This is a genomic window from Microvirga massiliensis, from assembly GCF_001006805.1.
Classification (GTDB): Bacteria; Pseudomonadota; Alphaproteobacteria; order Rhizobiales; family Beijerinckiaceae; genus Microvirga; species Microvirga massiliensis.
Genome location: NZ_LN811363.1, coordinates 117,294 through 133,671, shown reverse-complemented (window position 1 = coordinate 133,671; position 16,378 = coordinate 117,294). Strand labels below are relative to the sequence as shown.

Below are 16,378 nucleotides of genomic sequence, written 5' to 3'. Positions count from 1 at the left end.
GCGGTGGTGGCGGCGGCGGTGGTGGCGGCGGCGGCGGTGGCGGCGGCGGTGGCGGTGGCGGTGGCGCAGCTAGTCCCGGCGGTATACCTGGCGCCTGCGGAGATAACGAACCGCCCGATTCCAAGCCAGGCAGCAATTGACCTGCAATTAGCCGCCATCGCGCAGATGACTCGCCGGTCAGCGCCTCTCGTTCAGCGTCGCTCAGCGTGTACTCGCGCAACGTCTCCGTTGGATTGGCGAGGAGCGACAGATAGAAATCGTAATCGGTCTGTGCTCGTTGCAGTACGGCACGCAGATCGCTCATAGCAATCCCCGATGGTATGTATGATTAAGATTGACTTTAAATTCGAGCCCGTCAATACTTATTTCTCAATCTGCAATGCGAAGGATTAGCCGAGGTGTGGCCATGTCAACGCACTGGCGGTGGCCACCAGACGCGAACCGCGCATTGATCAATATCGTGCGCGCCGAGCGGGCAATGACGCGCAGCGATTACTGCCGGGCTCTTGCTTTGGCCATGAGTGCGCACCTTCAACTTCCGCAATACCCGTCTTGGACAATTGATGTACTTCGGCGTCGGTTGGCGACGATATTGCCGGAAATTGATTCGACGGCGATCGTGCGTGCAATGGATGATGTCGAAGGCTGGCTCACTCCAGCCGAAGCCGCGCTACTTGCGCGGGCGACCGCTCACGCCATCCGCGAAGGCAGCGGCCATGTGGTCGAGATCGGCAGCTTTTGCGGTCGTTCGACGGTGACCATGGCGTTGACGATAAAGAGTGTCGCATTGGACCAGGGATCTCGGCTCATTGCCATCGACCCGCATGAGGGATATTCCGATGCCAGCGGACGCGATACTTACGAGTTGCTGTCGCAGACGTTGTGCAAACACAACGTCGAGCACATCGTCGATATTATTCGAGCTCGAAGTACTGATGTCGCTCTAGATTTCCCGATCTGCATGATATTCATCGACGGACTGCACGACGCCAGCTCGGTATGCGCTGACCGTGACTACGTCATAGACCATATACGGACGGGCAGCCTGCTCGCTTTCCACGATTATCGGCCCGACTTCCCAGGCGTCGTGAAGGCGGTCCAGGACGTGCTGCTCGATGGCCACTTCGATTTAGTCGGATTCACCGGCTCACTGCTCGTAGTTTGCCGTCACTAAGCAAAGGGTGTTTTGTCATGTTGTCCACCGTCGGGTGTAATTGAGGTCAGCTCAGGCGCCGGATGGGCTCAAACGGCGATGTGAGCCATAACTTTGCGTTCCGCCATGGCGTTGAGGCGGTAAAGGTGGTCAGCAAGCGCAGTAGTGCACTCTCGTCCATCGCAGCGCTCCCATCCATCGTCGGCGTTGTGGCGGCCACATCGACGTCCTGATGGATAGCGGCATCCGGTCCGGCTAGGACGTCATCAAGGCTCTAGCTAGGCGCTGAGAGACTGCCCTTCGCGATTGGGCGCGGTCATGGCTGAATGTCCTCGCTAGACGTTGGCTAACCAGTCGGGCGCTGCCTGCCGCCTTACTCAGCAGCCCCATTATCTTCGCAGCTGCCGCGACTGTCTCTAGGCTTCTCACGACTCGGAACTCTGCCGGGTCATTGCCTTCTAGCCCTGCCACCCGACTCGGCAGCGGCTTACTTGCCCTTGCGGCGATGGCCGCGCGGGAGCCTTTTCGGCTAAGCGCCACTCGAGGTCGGAACGGCGAGAGCGCAGGTACGTGACCTTGCGACAACTGGTGAACCGACCGGATTGGTAGGGCCGATCGATTGGTCTCAGAACGATCCTGTCAAGGTCTAGTGTGCAGGCATGCCGGAGCTGTGCCGAACTCTCGACGCCAGCGACATGGCCAGAGAACAGTAGCGCATCAATCTCGCCGTCGAGCGCTCCGTGAGGCGCTGCTGCGAACAGGCTCACGGAGTTGACAACGGGAACGCCTGCCAGATGTGTGCTCGCCCAGTTGGACTGCTCTACACGCCCAATGGTGATGCTGTGGCGGTCTCTCCCTCTATAGCATCACCGACCGCTTCGACCAAGAGAGTGTCCAAATCCCTGTCGATCGGCTCAAGACCACTTATAATCATCTGAACGCGATCATACTCATCCTTCGGGTCAACTCCCTTTGTCACATGCGAGGCTGCACCCGCGTGAGCAGCCTCGCCCCGAAGACTTCCGAAATCGTTCAATGTCGCAAGCAAAGTCTCGTCGCACATTTCCTGCGTGAAGCCAATCGGCAACAACATTGATAGTAAATTCGCCTCTTTGACGCCGTGATTATCTTTTATCGCTCGATCGATAAACTCGGCTGTGGCCCGCTTTAGACGTTCCTGAATATCGATCAACTCTGGCCACGCTTTTTCTTTGTTCTTGTCTGGAGCACGAAGGCTTTGTGGCGGTTTCTGCATTTCCCGCCCCGAAAATGCTAGCAAGTACAGCGCAGGACGTGATACGTACCGTTTCCTCTTCCAAGCTTTCCAAGCCGACTGAGCAATTTCGGATGCTCGCTCTTCGAAGTACGTCTCCAGTTCGGCATGCGCGAGCACGCGAAAGGAAAGTGCACGAATTCGGACACCCACTTCGTCAGTGTAAAGGCCCGTAGGTTCGAATGGATCGGGCAATAGATGTTTGCGCAGTACCTCCGTACGCTCACGGAGGAGATTTAAACGCACGGAACCCATTTTTACTGCCAGAAGCCCGTAAACCGAATGCGCCCTTCGACCATCTCGGGGAGCCGAAATTGCAACCCCGTCGCCTCACGAAGCGCGGCACCCCAGATCGCAAGCCGCTCAAATGTGTGAGGAATGCCTGCTGTGTCGCTTTCCACAGCTTCCATGAACACTGGGTCCTGAACGACCCGACCGTATGCAGCTACTACATCGTCTGCTTTCTGTTCCATGGCTATGCGTATTTGATCGTCCGAACCATAAAAAACGAGCGCGTCGAAGATTGCTCTGTTGAAGGATCTTGATCCCGGTTTTCTTGCAAGTTTATCCTCTTCAAAGATCGCGATGAGCGAGCGCACGGCGGCTCCGAATTGACCAATCTGTTGCTTGATCGCGCCTTCACGCCGGGCCCATTCGGCGTTCAGTGTCTCGCAGGCCAAGTCTAAGAAGGACTTCATCCGCCCTGCATACGAATTCAAGAAGTTCCTGATTGCCAGGAAGCGCACCAAGAGCTCGACATCCCGCATTCGTGGATCTGGGGATGCGCGCGAAAGAAGGGTTTGCAGTTCTATCGAGTCGGCCGCCGCGTCGTCTACCAAGTTGGAAAACTCGCCAGGAACCATCGCTTGTCGAAGTTCCTGCGGCGAGAGTCGCACGCTCCCTGTGTTGAGGCGCAAGAACACGAGGTGAAGGAAATCGGTGCTCGGCCAATTTCGAATAACAACCGTTCGAATCGTGTGATTCAAGAATGCATCAAGATCGCCTCGAAGCGCAGGATCACTCTCAAGCTGAGTAAATTTCTTCCGCGTTAAATCCGGTCGCGCTTCAAGCCCTGACAGCCCGAAAGCATTGTTTTCCCCCTCAGCCTTACCAGTGAACTGAAGCAGCGATAGAAGACGTTGCTTGCCATCTAAGACAATGTAGCGGCCGCGCTGATTCTTTTTCTCAGCTAATACAATTGGTGGGATTGGGAGACCCAGAATAATCGATTCGATGAAGCGTCCTTTCCCCCTAACGCCCCAGGCATCTCGTCGCTGAAACCGTGGGCTCATGTCAATGTTGCCGCGTTCAAGCTGCGAGACCACAGTCTCCACCGTCCAATCGGTCGAGTACAGAACCGCCTGCGAAAAGCTCAGAACTTCGGCCTGGTCTAGCGAGGTGTCCTGCTCCTCGACAAACTCAGGACCGTTGGGGCTATCAACCATTACTCGCTCGCTATTGAGAATTCGTTTCGCTCGGCGGAGCAGCGATGGCCCGGCTATCACAGACGGCAAGGCTGGACAATTACGGGTGAGAATTTCGTTCAGGACGGAAAACTAACCTACCGTTTGAGCACCATGCTCCAACGGGCGCAGTCCGCATGGGGTCTTCGTTCGCGTCCATCGGGTCGAGGAAGGAAAATTCAGCGCCGCCGGCCGCGCCGGGCTTAGGCTCGCGCGTCGCTCAACCGGGCGGCAAGCCGTGGTCGGACTGCAGCATCAGGAGCGGCCTGTCTTGGGACGTGAACGCATCGAAGGGCTACGGCGCCCGAACGACGTTCAGTACGACTCCGGAGGAACTGGAAGCTACCGACTCGAAGGGGCAGAGAAAATGCGGCGCGAGCTGGCAAAGATGGCGAGCTACAGTATTCTGCGCGATGCAGCAATCAAGATCGTGCCCGAAGCAGCCTAGTCCAGGGCCACAGTGATCATGCTGGGTAGAGGCGGTGCAGTCTGGTTCGGGCCTGTGCAACCGTGAAGCGCCACTGCGCCATAGTTCTCACCTGATTGCGCTTGGTCTCCCAAGCGGCAATCTCCCTTTGGCTCAAGAAAGCCCGGGAAGGAGCTGCCGCGCCTGAGCTTCGGGATCCTGAGTTCGACCGTGCCGGCGCGCGTCTCCCAGTCGCGCTCGCGGTAACCGTTGCGCTGAACCAGCCGCTCGGGGCTCTTCTCGCCGTAGCCCGCGCCGGTAAGCGCGCTTACCTCCATCTCCATCAGCCGCTCGGCCGCAAAGCCGATCATCTCGCGCACGAGATCGGCGTCAGGAGCCTTTTCCACGAGCGCGCGAAGGCTCATCATCGCGTCGGTCATCGGTGCATCCTTCAGGTGGGTTGGCATCAGCAACCCGACCCAACCCGAAGATCAGCGATGGCCACCACAGCCCCGCCCGCGCGCCTCGATAGCGCTGTAGCGGGCGGGGCTGCTCCGCCGAGCTACACCATCACCCGGGACACGACCTACACAGCTCAGCTTCTGGTGTCAGCGGTGACGTTACTCCACGCCGCGGATCGACCGCCCCCGCATCCGTCGCCCCTCTCACGAAGTCAGCGACTGACTCACATTCGCAGCCAAGACGGAAGATTTTTAGAGGTATCTAGGTGCTTAGGGATGAACGTGCTGCTCCAGCCTGCAAATTCGGGCGTTGGAGCCGTGGAGGATTTAGGTTTCTGGATCGGCCCCTAGCCGTTCAAATCAGCTTTCTCCCCGAATTCTTCCCACCCAGGCTCGATTGCAGGCAGCGTCTAGGGCTAAATGACTGAAACCACTGGCGCTCCCTAGGGGACTCGAACCCCTGTTTTCGCCGTGAGAGACCAACGGAACCCTGAGAGCACCCCGACCGAACGTGGCTTGCCCGGAACACGCAGCTTCTCATATCCCCGTCGGGAGATATGGGAAGCGTTGGTCACATTGGCCAAACTAAGTGCTTGATTTTGATAGTGCCGCCGCCCCAGCTCGAATGAGGGCCCCAGATCCACAATGTGTGGCCTCTGGCGGTGAGTTAGCACGCCGGCTGAGGTGGGCAGTATCAAAGTCGATCAGCGCATACCACCCGGAATCGTAACCTCAGGCGTAACCTGAGATCGTACGCCTGCTCTGCCTGAACGAGCTATGTCATTGAAATCATTGGTGGGTGTACAAGGACTCGAACCTTGGACCCGCTGATTAAGAGTCAGCTGCTCTACCAACTGAGCTATACACCCATCGCCGACGAGCGCGGCGGCCTCGCGGTTTGACCACCGGAGAGGCGGTGCGTGTAACAAAGCTCGCCTCTCGTGTCTACCCCATCGATGCCTCGCACCCCGAGAATTGCTACGCTGCCGGTCGTTTGTGGTCCCGGTGGTAGCTCCCGTCGCCTCGGGCGAGGACAACGTCATCGGCAAGGAGCTGGCCGGGCTCGAGATCATCCAGGCCCTCCAGCCGCTTCCAGATCGGAATGAGCTTATCGAGATCAAGGGTGGGCCAGGCTTCCGTCCCGTCGAGGACAAAATACGTCTCTTGGAAATCGTCAATCCGGTAGAGGGTGCGCATCACCCGGGCGAGATCGAAGCGGACGCGGTTCGGCGAGGGGCTCTCGAGGGCGAATACCGTCTCGGACGGCGAGGAAGCGATACCGGCTCCGACGATCCGCAGCCCCTGCTGGGTCTGCGCCAAGCCGAATTCCACGGTGTACCAGTAGAGCCGCGCCAGCCGCTTCAGGGCACCGTGCTCGGCGGCTTGGAGGCCGGCCTTGCCATAGGCCTGGAGGTAATCGGCGTAGACGGGCTGCATGATCAGCGGCACGTGCCCGAACACGTCATGAAAGACGTCCGGTTCCTCGATATAGTCGAGTTGCTCCGGCTTCCGGATCCAGAAACCGGCCGGGAATTTCCGGTCTGCCAGGAGGCGGAAGAAGGCGAGATCGGGAATGAGCCCAGGGACTGCGACAACCTCCCACCCGGTCGCCACCTTCAGGCGATCGTTCAGCACGCGGAAATCCGGGATGCCCGTTTCGCCGATCCCAAGCGCATCAAGCCCTTCGAGGAAAGCGCCCGCGATGCGGCCCTGCAGGATCTCGCGCTGGCGCCGGGCGAGGGTTCGCCACGTGGCGTGGTCCTGCTCGGTGTAGCTGTCGAAGCCCTGATCCCTAAGATAGTCGCGCGGATCGTCGCTGCCAGTCGCGGTGTTCATGGCGTCCCTCCGGATCCCCGCCATATCAACACCGCAGAACTGTCATGGTTCGCTTGACGCGAACCAGTCCATGCGGGCGTTATGCTGTGCCTGCAATCGCGGCACCGCCCCCCTCACCCGCCCCTTCGAGGCGGCCTTCCTCACAAGGGCGAGGTGAGAATGGCGCACTCGCAGATCCCTTTTGGGTTCGTTCTGCCAAATTGGAGCGACCTCTCCCACAAGGGTTGAGGCGAGGAGCGAGCGGCCGCGTTTTCCCCTCTCCCCCGAAGGGCTTGGTCGGGGGAGAGGTGAGATGCTCTACTCCGCTGCGTGCTGCGCGTGCAAGCTCGCGCCGCGCGCCAGGAGCTTGTTGAGGGCGCCGAGATAGGCCTGTGCCGATGCGACCAGCGTGTCGGGATCGGCGCCGCGCCCGGTGACGCTACGGCCGCCTGAGGAGAGTCGCACAGACACCTCGGCTTGCGCGTCGGTGCCCTCCGTGACGGCATGGACCTGATACAGCTCGAGCTCCGCCTCATGGGGCACGAGGGCCTTGATCGCATTGAAGGTCGCATCGACCGGACCGTTGCCTTCGGCCTCCTCGGTCACGGGCCGTCCGCCGTCGATCTGAAGCTTCATCGTCGCGCGTTGCGGGCCTCGGGTGCCGGCGACGACCGTCAGCGATACCAGCTTGACGCGGTCATGGGCCGTGGCGAGGTTCTGGTCGACGAGCGCCTCGATATCCTCGTCGTAGACATGCTTCTTGCGGTCGGCGAGATCCTTGAAGCGCTGGAATGCATCCAGGAACTGGTTGTCCGAGAGCTTGTAACCGAGTTCCTCCAGCTTGTGCCGGAAGGCATTGCGGCCGGAATGCTTGCCCATGACGAGAGCAGTCTTCGTCACACCAACGGACTCGGGCGTCATAATCTCGTAGGTCTGGGTGTGCTTAAGCATCCCGTCCTGATGAATGCCGCTCTCGTGCGCGAAAGCGTTCCGGCCGACGATCGCCTTGTTGTACTGCACCGGGAAGGAGGTCGCGTTCGCGACGACCTTCGAGGCGCGGGTCAGCATCGTGGTGTTGATGCCCGTCGTGTAGGGAAACGCGTCGGCCCGGGTGCGGATCGCCATCACGATCTCCTCGAGCGCCGCGTTGCCGGCCCGCTCGCCGATCCCATTGATCGTGCACTCGACCTGGCGTGCGCCGCCACGAACTCCGGCGAGCGAGTTCGCCACCGCCATGCCGAGATCGTTGTGACAATGCACGGAGAAGATCGCGCGATCGGAATTCGGCACGCGTTCACGCACCATCTGGAACAGCGCGAAATACTCGTCCGGCGTGGTATAGCCGACGGTGTCCGGAATATTGATCGTCGTCGCGCCAGCCTTGATCGCCGCCTCGACGCAGCGGCAAAGGAAATCGTGCTCCGTGCGCGTGCCGTCCTCGGCGGACCATTCCACATCCTCGACGTGGTTGCGGGCGCGCGTCACGGACGACGTGACGATCTCCAGAACCCTCTCGGGGTCCATCTGGAGCTTGTACTTCATGTGCACCGGAGAGGTGGAGATGAAGGTGTGAATACGGGGACGGGCCGCCAGGCGAACCGCCTCGGCTGCCCGGTCGATATCCTGCGGCGCGGTGCGGGCGAGGCCTGCGACCGTCGCGTTCTTCACGCGCTGCGCGATTTCGGCGACAGCCTCGAAATCACCGTTCGAGGCGATCGGAAAACCGGCCTCGATGATGTCGACACCCATGGCATCGAGGAGCTCGGCGACCTCGATCTTCTCCTCGAGCGTCATGGTCGCGCCCGGGCATTGCTCGCCGTCGCGCAGCGTGGTGTCGAAGATCAGTACGCGGTCGTTGTCGGATATAGATGAGCTGGCAGACATGACTTTATCCTTCTCGATCGGGCGCAGCACGCTGATGGGGCTCTCCCGGGGCTGGTCGTTGGCAGCAAACCCCTGAGAGCCCAGGCAGCAAAGCCCAGCCGACCCTCAGGGGCAACTAAGGAGAAGGAGATCGAGGGCACGCGCATGCGACGTCGCCAGCAGGCGACCGTCGGGCAATGCGCGTTGGGAGCCGATGAACATCGCGGCTCAAACCCCCTCGGAGCCGGATGCGCAGCATCGGGCCGTCTCACGTGTCTACCTGTGGGCCTGCCTCCTGGCAAGAGTTTTGGTCCGGTCGTTCGCGTCACACGAGCTTGATCGGATGAAGCTCGGCCGCTAGGCCCGGCTGGTTTCGAATCCATGACGAGTCTCGCATGCATGTCCGACCGAACATGATCCTCGCCGCGGGCCTCGTCGGGGCGCTGGCCTCCGCCTGCGCGCCGGCCTCCCCGCTACCCGCAGCATCGTCCGCTCCAACCGGGGTCACACCGTCCAATTTCCGCCTGCCCGAAGGGGCCGGCTGCACTGGCGAGATCGCGCGCTACCGGGCCGTCATGGCAAACGATCTCGCGACTGGCCACGTTAACCGCTCGGTCCATGATCGCGTGGCCAGGGAGATCGAGCGAGCCGAAGAAACCTGCGCGGCAGGGCAGGATTCCGAGGCGGTTCGCATGATCTCAGCCACGAAGTCCCGCTACGGCTATCGCTGAAGCGCCGCTTCTCTGGCTCTCCGGCCCGGAGCGGCCTCAGGCAAAGGCGTGGCGGAAAAAGGCCTGAAGGAAGCGAGGCATTTTGCGCGTGTCGACGTCGTCCAGGCTGCGCACCACCTGCGCGTTGCTGAGTTCCGGATTGCGCTGCCGGGCAATGGCAGCGCGAATGCGCTCGGCCACGTCCTCGGCCGGCTCGTCAAACAGGATTGGCCGCAGGAAGGCGATCGCTGGCCATTGCCGTACGACGATCCAGTGATCCGCCACCCGATAGCTCTCGGGCGGCAGGTCCGTCTCCTCCTTGAGCTCGCGCAGCACGCTTCCGGCGAGATCGACCCTGTCGTCCTCCGTGACATCCGAAAGATCCGGGGTTCCCGACGGGAAATAGATCCGCCCGGCATTCGCAGTGTGATCGCCCATCACGCCGCAGACATAGGCTCCGTCCGAGCCCTGAAGCGCACCCATCGCGAATCCGTTGCCGACCGTCCGGTCCGGATAATCGAGGTCGCGCCAGGCCAGAAAGCGGCTGAAGTCCGTCGGAAAATACCGGGCCGTCGCCTCGTCGCCTGCGAGTTCGAAAGCTGACAGGAGCAGGACGCGGCCGTCGAAGAGTTGCGGCCTCTCGCGTTTGAGCTCCTGCCAGTGAGAGGCGACGGTGGCAGCGTTCTCCTGCGCCCATCGCCAGGTTCTCGGCTCGCAAGTCGCCGCAATGCGACCGGCGCGCACGATCTGGACGTCATGGTTCATGGCGGTCCCCGGCCAGACCGTCAGGCCTCGATCTCACCACGGCTGACGATCACGGCTTGGCCTCCGATCTCCGCGGAGGCGAGCGCCCCGTTCTCGATCACGAGCTGAAGCACAATCTCGCTCGGGCGCCCCATCTCTACGCCCTGCTCGATGACGATGTCGTGCTCGCCGTTTCCGAGGGGCTCGCACTGCATCAGAGCCCCAGCGAAAGCCGCAACCGCGGAGCCCGTCGCCGGGTCTTCGGCAATGCCGAACGAAGGCGCGAACATCCGCGCGCGGAACCGACGCTTCTCGCCCACGGCACGGGTGTAGACATAGGCGGACGGATGGTCGCTCTCGCCGAAGGCGCGCTCGAATGTGTCCCCTGCCGGCCGGGCGCGAGCGAGACATTCTGGAGACGCGACCGGCACCAGATCAAATGCGACCCCAGCCGAGTGCCGGCTCGGCACGTGACGCTCGAAGCCGATCTCGTTTGGCTCGAGCCCGAGCGCCTTCGCACAATCCTCGGCGGCTCGCCCTTCGCCCCACAGGCTCGGCAACCGCGGCAGGCGGAATCGCGCGTGGCCGCGTCGGGCATCGTCCACTTCGACGACGCAGGGCACGACACCGATCGCTTCTTTCAGGCCGAAGGCCGCCGCTCCGGGGGCGCCGTCGCTGTCGATAATCCCGAGGAGAACTGCCGTGCCGACGGTGGGATGTCCCGCAAACGGCAACTCCCGTTGAGGCGTGAAGATGCGGATGTCCGCCCGCTGGCGCGCCTCCGGATCCGGTCTCACGAAAACGGTTTCCGACAGATTGAATTCACGCGCGATGGCCTGCATCCGCTTGGGAGTGAGCCCCTCGGCATCGAGCACGACGGCCAGCGGGTTTCCCGTGAACGGCGTCGTCGTGAAGACATCGAGGGTCACGAACCGGCGTGGCATGGGAGGGGCTCCTGCAAGAGTGGTCAATTTGGCGGGATCGTCAGCTCGATGACGAGCGGGCAGTGATCGCTCGCCTTTGGACGATCCCAGCCGATGCGCGGGTAGCGGTCGGCCCGCGTCGAAAGAGTGGCGATCGAGCGGTCGGGCGCAGAGGGGTCGAGCGGCACACGATAGGGCAGCCCGCGGCGGATGAGCGTGATGTCCGGCTCCGGATTGGCCTTCGCCAAGGCCGGTGACAGGAGCAGGTAATCGAGTTGCAAATGCTCCTCTGCGAGCCGCGATGCTTCGGCCGACCATGCGCGATGGAAATATGTCCACCGTTCCACCGGCGGCAGTGCCTCGACGGGATTCACGCCGCAATCCTCGAGCAGAGGATCGATGCTCGACGGCATCGTCGGTTCGACTTTCGCGTCCGGCAGTATCTTCTCGCGGTAATCGTTGAGGTCGCCGGCGATCACCCAGGATGCATCCCGCCAGTCCGGACCGAAGCGGCGCTCGATCAAGGTGCGGATCGCGAGGGACTCGGCGCGTCGGATCGGCATTGTCCCGAGGCGCCCATCCTCCTGCCAGAACGACATCGACTTCAGATGCGTGATGAAGAGCGTGATCGCGCGATCCGGAAAGCCAATCTCGACCTCGAGGCAGTCGCGGTTGAAGACGCGATCCTGCGGCGTGATCCCGAACGCGGCCAGGGAATCGTCGAAGACATCGAGTTCCGCGAAGGTCTTCTCGTGATGCGACTCCGTGCGAATGGCAGCCTCCGGAACGAGGTCGCCGCGGACCACGCACGCCACGTCGATGCCCCGCCGGTCATTGCCGTTCACGAGCCGGAAATGGCCGTAACGCTGATCGGAAAGGCGATGCACGTAATTGGCGAAGAAAGCCTGCAGGACTCCGAGATTGTCGACCTCCTGAAGCGCCCAGATATCAGCATTCGCCTCGCTGATCGCGAGCGCCGTCATCTGCCGCTTGTCGTCCTCTAGGGCGATGGCGATCGAGTGTTCCGCGTGGGCGCGACCCTCCTGGTTCGGAAAGTCGAACAGGGACAAGGCCGGCGCGGTGTCGGGCCTCTCCTTCGGACCGTAGCGGTTCCGGGAAATGAGGTTCTCGACGTTGAACGTGCCGATCCGGACCTGCATTGCCTCACACGTCCTCGACGGGAAAGTGTTGCGTGGGCGCCACGAACTCGTCCTGGGCCTCCACCGTCAGGATCTCGCGGGAGCCCGCGTCGGCGGTGCGCTTCAAGAGGCCGTAGGTGGATGCCGCGGCCTCGCCGAGCGCCAAGGCCGCCGATCGGCTGCGCGCGTAATGCACGAAGAACAGTGCCGAGATCGCATCACCGGCCCCGTTCACATGAAGAGAGAGGCGCGGCGTTCTCACCCGCCAGAACCGTCCCGCTTCACCTGCGAGGAGATCGATCGCATCGGGCGGGGTCTCGTGAGTCGAGAGCGAGGTCACGAGCACGACATCGGGCCCGAGCGTCTGCACGGTACTCACGGCCGCCTTGGCGGATTCAAGCGTCGTGACCTCCATTCCGGAAAGATACTCGATCTCGAACTGATTGGGCGTGATGATGTCCGCAGCCGGGACGGCCTTCTCCCGCATGAACTCGGGAATGCCGGGCCGCACGAACACGCCGCGCCCGACATCGCCGATGACCGGATCACAGCAATACAGGGCCTTTGGGTTGGCGCCCCGGACGCGCGCCACCGCACCGAGAATGGCCGTACCGATATCGGCTGACCCCATATAGCCCGAAAGAACCCCGTCGCACCGGGACAGAACCTCGCGCTCCGCGATGCCGTCGACGAGGTCCTCGATCGACGGCCCGTCGAAGACGCGCCCCTTCCAGGCTCCGTAGCCGGTATGGTTCGAGAATTGGACCGTATGGATCGGCCAGACCTCCACGCCGAGCCGCTGCATCGGAAAGACAGCCGATGCGTTCCCGACATGGCCATAGGCGACGTGCGACTGGATCGAGAGGATGTTCATGGATTCGCCCCGCTCCCCTGGCGGGTTAAAGCAAGCGCAGGCGCTCATCAATTCAGCCGTTCCGGCTCCTGTTCCACGACAGTTTCCAAGAGTGGGCAGGAATCCACGGCGCAAGCCTTGGCCGTGCCCGAAGCCGGCATACTCTGTTCCGGCTCACCGACGCTCGCCGGCAGCGAACACTTGCCTCCCTGGTGAACGGAACCGCTCCGGCTCGGGCCCGTTCACACCCATTCCCTGCTGAAGGAGGCTTCGATGGGCAAAGGCAAGATGAACGGCGATAACTCGGCCGAGAGCAAGGGCCATCCCGGGGATACACCTCGTGGATCGGGCGGCACCACGAAGAAGCGGCTCGACCCCGGATACCAGGACAACAACAAGGCCGCGAATACGAAATCGAACCGTCAATAACGAAAAGGCCCCGCTCTCTGCTCGAGAGCGGGGCCTTTATCCGGGGCTCAGTTCCTGGACTTGTCGACCAGGGCCTTCGCCGTGATCCAGGGCATCATTCCGCGCAGGCGCTCGCCCACATCCTCGATCGGATGCGCCGCCATCCGGGCGCGCGTCGCCTTGAAGGATGTCTGATTCACCTTGTTCTCGAGCATCCAGTCGCGGGTGAACTTGCCGGACTGAATGTCGGCGAGGACGCGCTTCATCTCCGCCTTGGTCTCGTCGGTGATGATGCGCGGGCCCGTGACATACTCGCCGTACTCGGCCGTGTTGGAGATCGAGTAGTTCATGTTCGCGATGCCGCCCTCGTAGATGAGGTCGACGATCAGCTTCACCTCGTGGAGGCACTCGAAATAGGCCATCTCCGGGGCATAACCTGCCTCGACGAGGGTCTCGAAGCCAGCCTTGATGAGTTCGACGAGGCCGCCACAGAGCACCGTCTGCTCACCGAAGAGGTCGGTCTCGCACTCCTCCTTGAAGGTCGTTTCGATGATGCCGGCCCGTCCGCCGCCAATGGCCGAGGCGTAGGACAGCCCGAGATCGTGCGCATTGCCGGACGCGTCCTGGGCGATCGCGACGAGGCAGGGAACGCCACCGCCGCGGGCGTATTCCGAGCGCACGGTGTGGCCGGGGCCCTTCGGGGCGACCATGAGCACGTCGAGGTCCGCGCGGGGCTCGATCAGGTTGAAGTGAACGTTCAGCCCGTGGGCGAACATCAGGGCGGCACCCTGTTTCATGTTCGCATGGAGGTGATCGCGGTAGATGTCGGCCTGCAGCTCGTCGGGCGTCAGCATCATGACGATATCGGCCCAGGCAGCCGCCTCGGCGACTTCCATGACCCGGATATTCTCTTTCTCGGCCTTCGCGGCGGAGGGCGAATTCTTGCGGAGAGCAACGACGACGTCCTTCACCCCGGAATCGCGCAGATTGAGGGTGTGGGCGTGGCCCTGGCTGCCGTAGCCGACAATGGCTACCTTCTTGCCCTTGATCAGGTTGATGTCGGCGTCGCGATCATAATAGACGCGCATGGCGTTTGGTCCTCATTCAATGGGGCGCAGGGCCCCTGCCCCGGATTTGCATTGCGACGCCCGTTCCGGCTGACGCAACATTCTGGTTTGCCGCGGCCGCTTGTAGCGATGAAAGCTGCTCTGGCAAGCCGTAACAGGATCGAATTGCGCCGGATCGGCACTTCAGTTCACGAGGGAAAGGCAAAGCATGACCGATGTTGCTACCGCCCAGGATGTCGTTGCGTTCTGGCGTGCTGCGGGGCCGGACCGCTGGTTCGAGAAGGACGAGGCCTTCGACGAAGCCTGCCGGGAGCGCTTTCTCCCGACCTACGAGGCAGCGGCCCGCGGCGACCTGCCGGAATGGGAGACGACCCCGGAGGGCTCGCTTGCCACCGTGCTCCTCCTCGACCAGTTCCCGCGCAACATGTTCCGCGGCACGCGCCGAGTCTACGCCACGGACCCCACGGCGGTGCTCGCCGCAGAGCGGGCGATCGAGAAAGGCCACGATCGCGAGGTCGACCCGTCGCTGCGGCGGTTCTTCTATCTTCCGTTCATGCACGCGGAAGACCTCGCCCATCAGGAGCGATCCGTCACTCTCAACCGCGAGCTCGGGGACCCGGACACCCTGCGCTGGGCGGAGCATCACCGCGACATCATCGCCCGTTTCGGCCGCTTTCCCCATCGCAATGCCCTCCAGGGGCGTGAATCGACGCCAGAAGAGGCCGCGTTCCTGGCCGATGGCGGCTTCAAGGGCTGATCCGGCGGACCTGCTGGATCAGATCGCCTCTGCGCCGCGCGCGATAGCGGCGATGCCCGTCCGCGATACCTCCGCGAGCCCGACGCCGGTCATCAGCTTGATGAAGCGCTCGATCTCGTCCGTCGTGCCGGTCAGCTCGAAGATGAAGGATGTGAGCGTCGCATCTACCGTGCGCGCTCCGAAAGCCAGGGCCAGCCGCATTGCCTCGACGCGGTGGTCGCCCTTGCCGACGACCTTCACGAGGCAGAGCTCGCGTTCGACGGCGTCTCCGTACTGGGTCAGGTCGACCACGCGATGTACCGGAATGAGCCGCTCGAGCTGACTCTTGATCTGCTCGATCACCGCATTCGTCCCAGTCGTCACGATGGTGATGCGCGAAATGTGAGACTCGTGCTCGGTCTCCGTAACGGTCAGGCTCTCGATATTGTAGCCGCGCCCGGAAAACAGGCCAGCGATCCGCGCCAGAACACCCGGCTCGTTATCGACGATCACTGCCAGGGTGTGACGGTTTACCGGCTCGATACGGGTGGGGTCCGGGTAATGCGTGCTCATCAGCGTCATCGATCCATTCTCTCGATTTCTAGTCTCATGCGGCGCGGCGATAAACCTCGACCGGCTCCTCATCCACTTCGTCCTGGGCCAGCACCCAAGGTTCCCGGAGCGCCGCCTCGCGCCAAGCTTGGAACGACGAGAGCGCCAGGATCGCGTCGACATAGCCTCGCGTCACCGGATCGACGGCAATCCCGTAGGTCTCGAGCCGTGTCACGAGCGGTGCGAACATCGCGTCGGCACCAGTGAAGGCGCCGAACAGGAAAGGCCCGCTCTGGCCAAAGCGATGCCGCATCCCGTTCACGATCTCGGAGAACCGCGCGACGTCGCGATCCACGTCCTCACCGCGATCACGGCTTGCAAAGCGTTTGCCGAGATTCATCGGGCAGGCGGAACGAAGTCCCTGAAACCCGGCATGCATCTCCGCCGCCACGGAACGAGCCATGGCACGCGCTTCCCGATTGCTCGGCCAGACCGGGATATCGAAACGCTCGCTGGCGTATTCGATGATCGCGATCGACTCCCAAACCGCCGTCTCACCATCGACGAGAACCGGAACGCGCCCGGCCGGCGAATGGTGCAGAATGGCAGCCTTGGTGTCCGGCTGATCGAGCGGGATCAGGATCTCATCGAACGGTACGGCAAGCTCCCTGAGGAGAAGCCATGGCCGGAGCGACCAGGACGAATACAGCTTGTTGCCGATGACGAGCGTGGGCATGACGATCTTTCCGTGCGTGGGACGCTCGCAGTTCAGCGTGCCTCTTGCGCGACCGCAAACGACAAGCCGTGAAGCG

16 protein-coding genes, 1 tRNA gene and 1 pseudogene are annotated in these 16,378 nt (G+C 62.3%); 5 read left to right on the top strand and 13 right to left on the bottom strand.

What is annotated here, in order from left to right:
* The first annotated feature begins 406 nt into the window (after positions 1-406).
* Entirely contained in the window at positions 407-1,174 is a 768-nt protein-coding gene (locus BN1233_RS32980) for a class I SAM-dependent methyltransferase (RefSeq protein ID WP_046867875.1), read from the top strand.
* A 799-nt stretch (positions 1,175-1,973) separates the two neighbouring features.
* Here BN1233_RS32980 and BN1233_RS32975 read toward each other — a convergent pair.
* Together BN1233_RS32975 and BN1233_RS32970 are read right to left on the bottom strand one after the other, a co-directional pair.
* Positions 1,974-2,672, bottom strand: coding sequence for a HEPN domain-containing protein (locus BN1233_RS32975; RefSeq protein ID WP_147707686.1), 699 nt, complete (start codon positions 2,670-2,672; stop codon positions 1,974-1,976).
* An 11-nt stretch (positions 2,673-2,683) separates the two neighbouring features.
* Positions 2,684-3,871, bottom strand: coding sequence for a DUF262 domain-containing protein (locus tag BN1233_RS32970; RefSeq protein WP_046867874.1), 1,188 nt, complete (start codon positions 3,869-3,871; stop codon positions 2,684-2,686).
* Between the two features lie 289 nt (positions 3,872-4,160).
* Between BN1233_RS32970 and BN1233_RS47650 the strand changes: the two genes are divergently transcribed.
* Positions 4,161-4,337, top strand: coding sequence for a hypothetical protein (locus tag BN1233_RS47650; protein ID WP_154678333.1), 177 nt, complete (start codon positions 4,161-4,163; stop codon positions 4,335-4,337).
* Between the two features lie 125 nt (positions 4,338-4,462).
* Here BN1233_RS47650 and BN1233_RS32965 read toward each other — a convergent pair.
* From BN1233_RS32965 to BN1233_RS32950, 4 genes and pseudogenes are all read right to left on the bottom strand, one after another.
* A pseudogene (locus BN1233_RS32965) lies at positions 4,463-4,735 on the bottom strand (transposase); the annotation flags it as partial.
* A gap of 814 nt (positions 4,736-5,549) precedes the next feature.
* A tRNA-Lys gene (locus tag BN1233_RS32960) sits at positions 5,550-5,625 on the bottom strand.
* A 109-nt stretch (positions 5,626-5,734) separates the two neighbouring features.
* Positions 5,735-6,592, bottom strand: coding sequence for a phenylalanine 4-monooxygenase (gene phhA, locus BN1233_RS32955; protein WP_046867872.1), 858 nt, complete (start codon positions 6,590-6,592; stop codon positions 5,735-5,737).
* Positions 6,593-6,889: 297 nt separating this feature from the next.
* A complete protein-coding gene (locus tag BN1233_RS32950; RefSeq protein ID WP_046868008.1) occupies positions 6,890-8,455 on the bottom strand; it encodes a 2-isopropylmalate synthase in 1,566 nt (521 codons plus the stop codon).
* A gap of 374 nt (positions 8,456-8,829) precedes the next feature.
* Here BN1233_RS32950 and BN1233_RS32945 point away from each other — a divergent pair, with 374 nt between their 5' ends.
* The gene (locus tag BN1233_RS32945) at positions 8,830-9,165 is read left to right on the top strand and encodes a hypothetical protein (protein WP_048709733.1); all 336 of its coding nucleotides are present in this window, start codon (positions 8,830-8,832) and stop codon (positions 9,163-9,165) included.
* 36 nt (positions 9,166-9,201) lie between these two features.
* Here the strand turns inward: BN1233_RS32945 and BN1233_RS32940 are convergent, their stop codons facing one another.
* Genes BN1233_RS32940 through pdxY form a run of 4 tightly spaced genes read right to left on the bottom strand, consistent with a single transcriptional unit; the run spans position 9,202 to position 12,824 of the window.
* The gene (locus BN1233_RS32940; protein ID WP_046867871.1) at positions 9,202-9,909 is read right to left on the bottom strand and encodes a hypothetical protein; all 708 of its coding nucleotides are present in this window, start codon (positions 9,907-9,909) and stop codon (positions 9,202-9,204) included.
* Between the two features lie 20 nt (positions 9,910-9,929).
* Complete coding sequence (locus BN1233_RS32935) at positions 9,930-10,832, bottom strand: PhzF family phenazine biosynthesis protein (RefSeq protein ID WP_046867870.1); 903 nt, start codon at positions 10,830-10,832, stop codon at positions 9,930-9,932.
* Between the two features lie 23 nt (positions 10,833-10,855).
* Entirely contained in the window at positions 10,856-11,971 is a 1,116-nt protein-coding gene (locus BN1233_RS32930; protein ID WP_046867869.1) for an endonuclease/exonuclease/phosphatase family protein, read from the bottom strand.
* Between the two features lie 4 nt (positions 11,972-11,975).
* Complete coding sequence (pdxY, locus tag BN1233_RS32925) at positions 11,976-12,824, bottom strand: pyridoxal kinase PdxY (RefSeq protein WP_046867868.1); 849 nt, start codon at positions 12,822-12,824, stop codon at positions 11,976-11,978.
* 252 nt (positions 12,825-13,076) lie between these two features.
* On the opposite strand from pdxY, the gene BN1233_RS47645 reads away from it, so the two are divergent.
* A complete protein-coding gene (locus BN1233_RS47645; RefSeq protein WP_154678332.1) occupies positions 13,077-13,232 on the top strand; it encodes a hypothetical protein in 156 nt (51 codons plus the stop codon).
* 47 nt (positions 13,233-13,279) lie between these two features.
* On the opposite strand, the gene ilvC is transcribed toward BN1233_RS47645, so the two are convergent.
* The gene (gene ilvC, locus BN1233_RS32920; protein ID WP_046867867.1) at positions 13,280-14,299 is read right to left on the bottom strand and encodes a ketol-acid reductoisomerase; all 1,020 of its coding nucleotides are present in this window, start codon (positions 14,297-14,299) and stop codon (positions 13,280-13,282) included.
* A gap of 187 nt (positions 14,300-14,486) precedes the next feature.
* On the opposite strand from ilvC, the gene BN1233_RS32915 reads away from it, so the two are divergent.
* Positions 14,487-15,035: a DUF924 family protein gene (locus BN1233_RS32915; RefSeq protein ID WP_046867866.1), complete on the top strand. Its 549-nt coding sequence runs from the start codon at positions 14,487-14,489 to the stop codon at positions 15,033-15,035.
* 18 nt (positions 15,036-15,053) lie between these two features.
* Here BN1233_RS32915 and ilvN read toward each other — a convergent pair whose 3' ends face one another.
* Together ilvN and BN1233_RS32905 are read right to left on the bottom strand one after the other, a co-directional pair.
* A complete protein-coding gene (gene ilvN / locus BN1233_RS32910; protein WP_046867865.1) occupies positions 15,054-15,596 on the bottom strand; it encodes an acetolactate synthase small subunit in 543 nt (180 codons plus the stop codon).
* 25 nt (positions 15,597-15,621) lie between these two features.
* On the bottom strand, positions 15,622-16,302 hold the full coding sequence (locus BN1233_RS32905) for a glutathione S-transferase family protein (protein WP_046867864.1): 681 nt from the start codon (positions 16,300-16,302) through the stop codon (positions 15,622-15,624).
* Positions 16,303-16,378: the final 76 nt, after the last annotated feature.

Excerpts from the sequence above, each read along its gene's own strand:
- BN1233_RS32980 (WP_046867875.1), top strand. The coding sequence starts at position 407 with ATGTCAACGCACTGGCGGTGGCCACCAGACGCGAACCGCGCATTGATC.
- BN1233_RS32970 (WP_046867874.1), bottom strand. The coding sequence starts at position 3,871 with ATGGTTGATAGCCCCAACGGTCCTGAGTTTGTCGAGGAGCAGGACACC.
- phhA (WP_046867872.1), bottom strand. The coding sequence starts at position 6,592 with ATGAACACCGCGACTGGCAGCGACGATCCGCGCGACTATCTTAGGGAT.
- BN1233_RS32950 (WP_046868008.1), bottom strand. The coding sequence starts at position 8,455 with ATGTCTGCCAGCTCATCTATATCCGACAACGACCGCGTACTGATCTTC.
- BN1233_RS32945 (WP_048709733.1), top strand. The coding sequence starts at position 8,830 with ATGCATGTCCGACCGAACATGATCCTCGCCGCGGGCCTCGTCGGGGCG.
- BN1233_RS32940 (WP_046867871.1), bottom strand. The coding sequence starts at position 9,909 with ATGAACCATGACGTCCAGATCGTGCGCGCCGGTCGCATTGCGGCGACT.
- BN1233_RS32935 (WP_046867870.1), bottom strand. The coding sequence starts at position 10,832 with ATGCCACGCCGGTTCGTGACCCTCGATGTCTTCACGACGACGCCGTTC.
- BN1233_RS32930 (WP_046867869.1), bottom strand. The coding sequence starts at position 11,971 with ATGCAGGTCCGGATCGGCACGTTCAACGTCGAGAACCTCATTTCCCGG.
- pdxY (WP_046867868.1), bottom strand. The coding sequence starts at position 12,824 with ATGAACATCCTCTCGATCCAGTCGCACGTCGCCTATGGCCATGTCGGG.
- BN1233_RS47645 (WP_154678332.1), top strand. The coding sequence starts at position 13,077 with ATGGGCAAAGGCAAGATGAACGGCGATAACTCGGCCGAGAGCAAGGGC.
- ilvC (WP_046867867.1), bottom strand. The coding sequence starts at position 14,299 with ATGCGCGTCTATTATGATCGCGACGCCGACATCAACCTGATCAAGGGC.
- BN1233_RS32915 (WP_046867866.1), top strand. The coding sequence starts at position 14,487 with ATGACCGATGTTGCTACCGCCCAGGATGTCGTTGCGTTCTGGCGTGCT.
- ilvN (WP_046867865.1), bottom strand. The coding sequence starts at position 15,596 with ATGACGCTGATGAGCACGCATTACCCGGACCCCACCCGTATCGAGCCG.
- BN1233_RS32905 (WP_046867864.1), bottom strand. The coding sequence starts at position 16,302 with ATGCCCACGCTCGTCATCGGCAACAAGCTGTATTCGTCCTGGTCGCTC.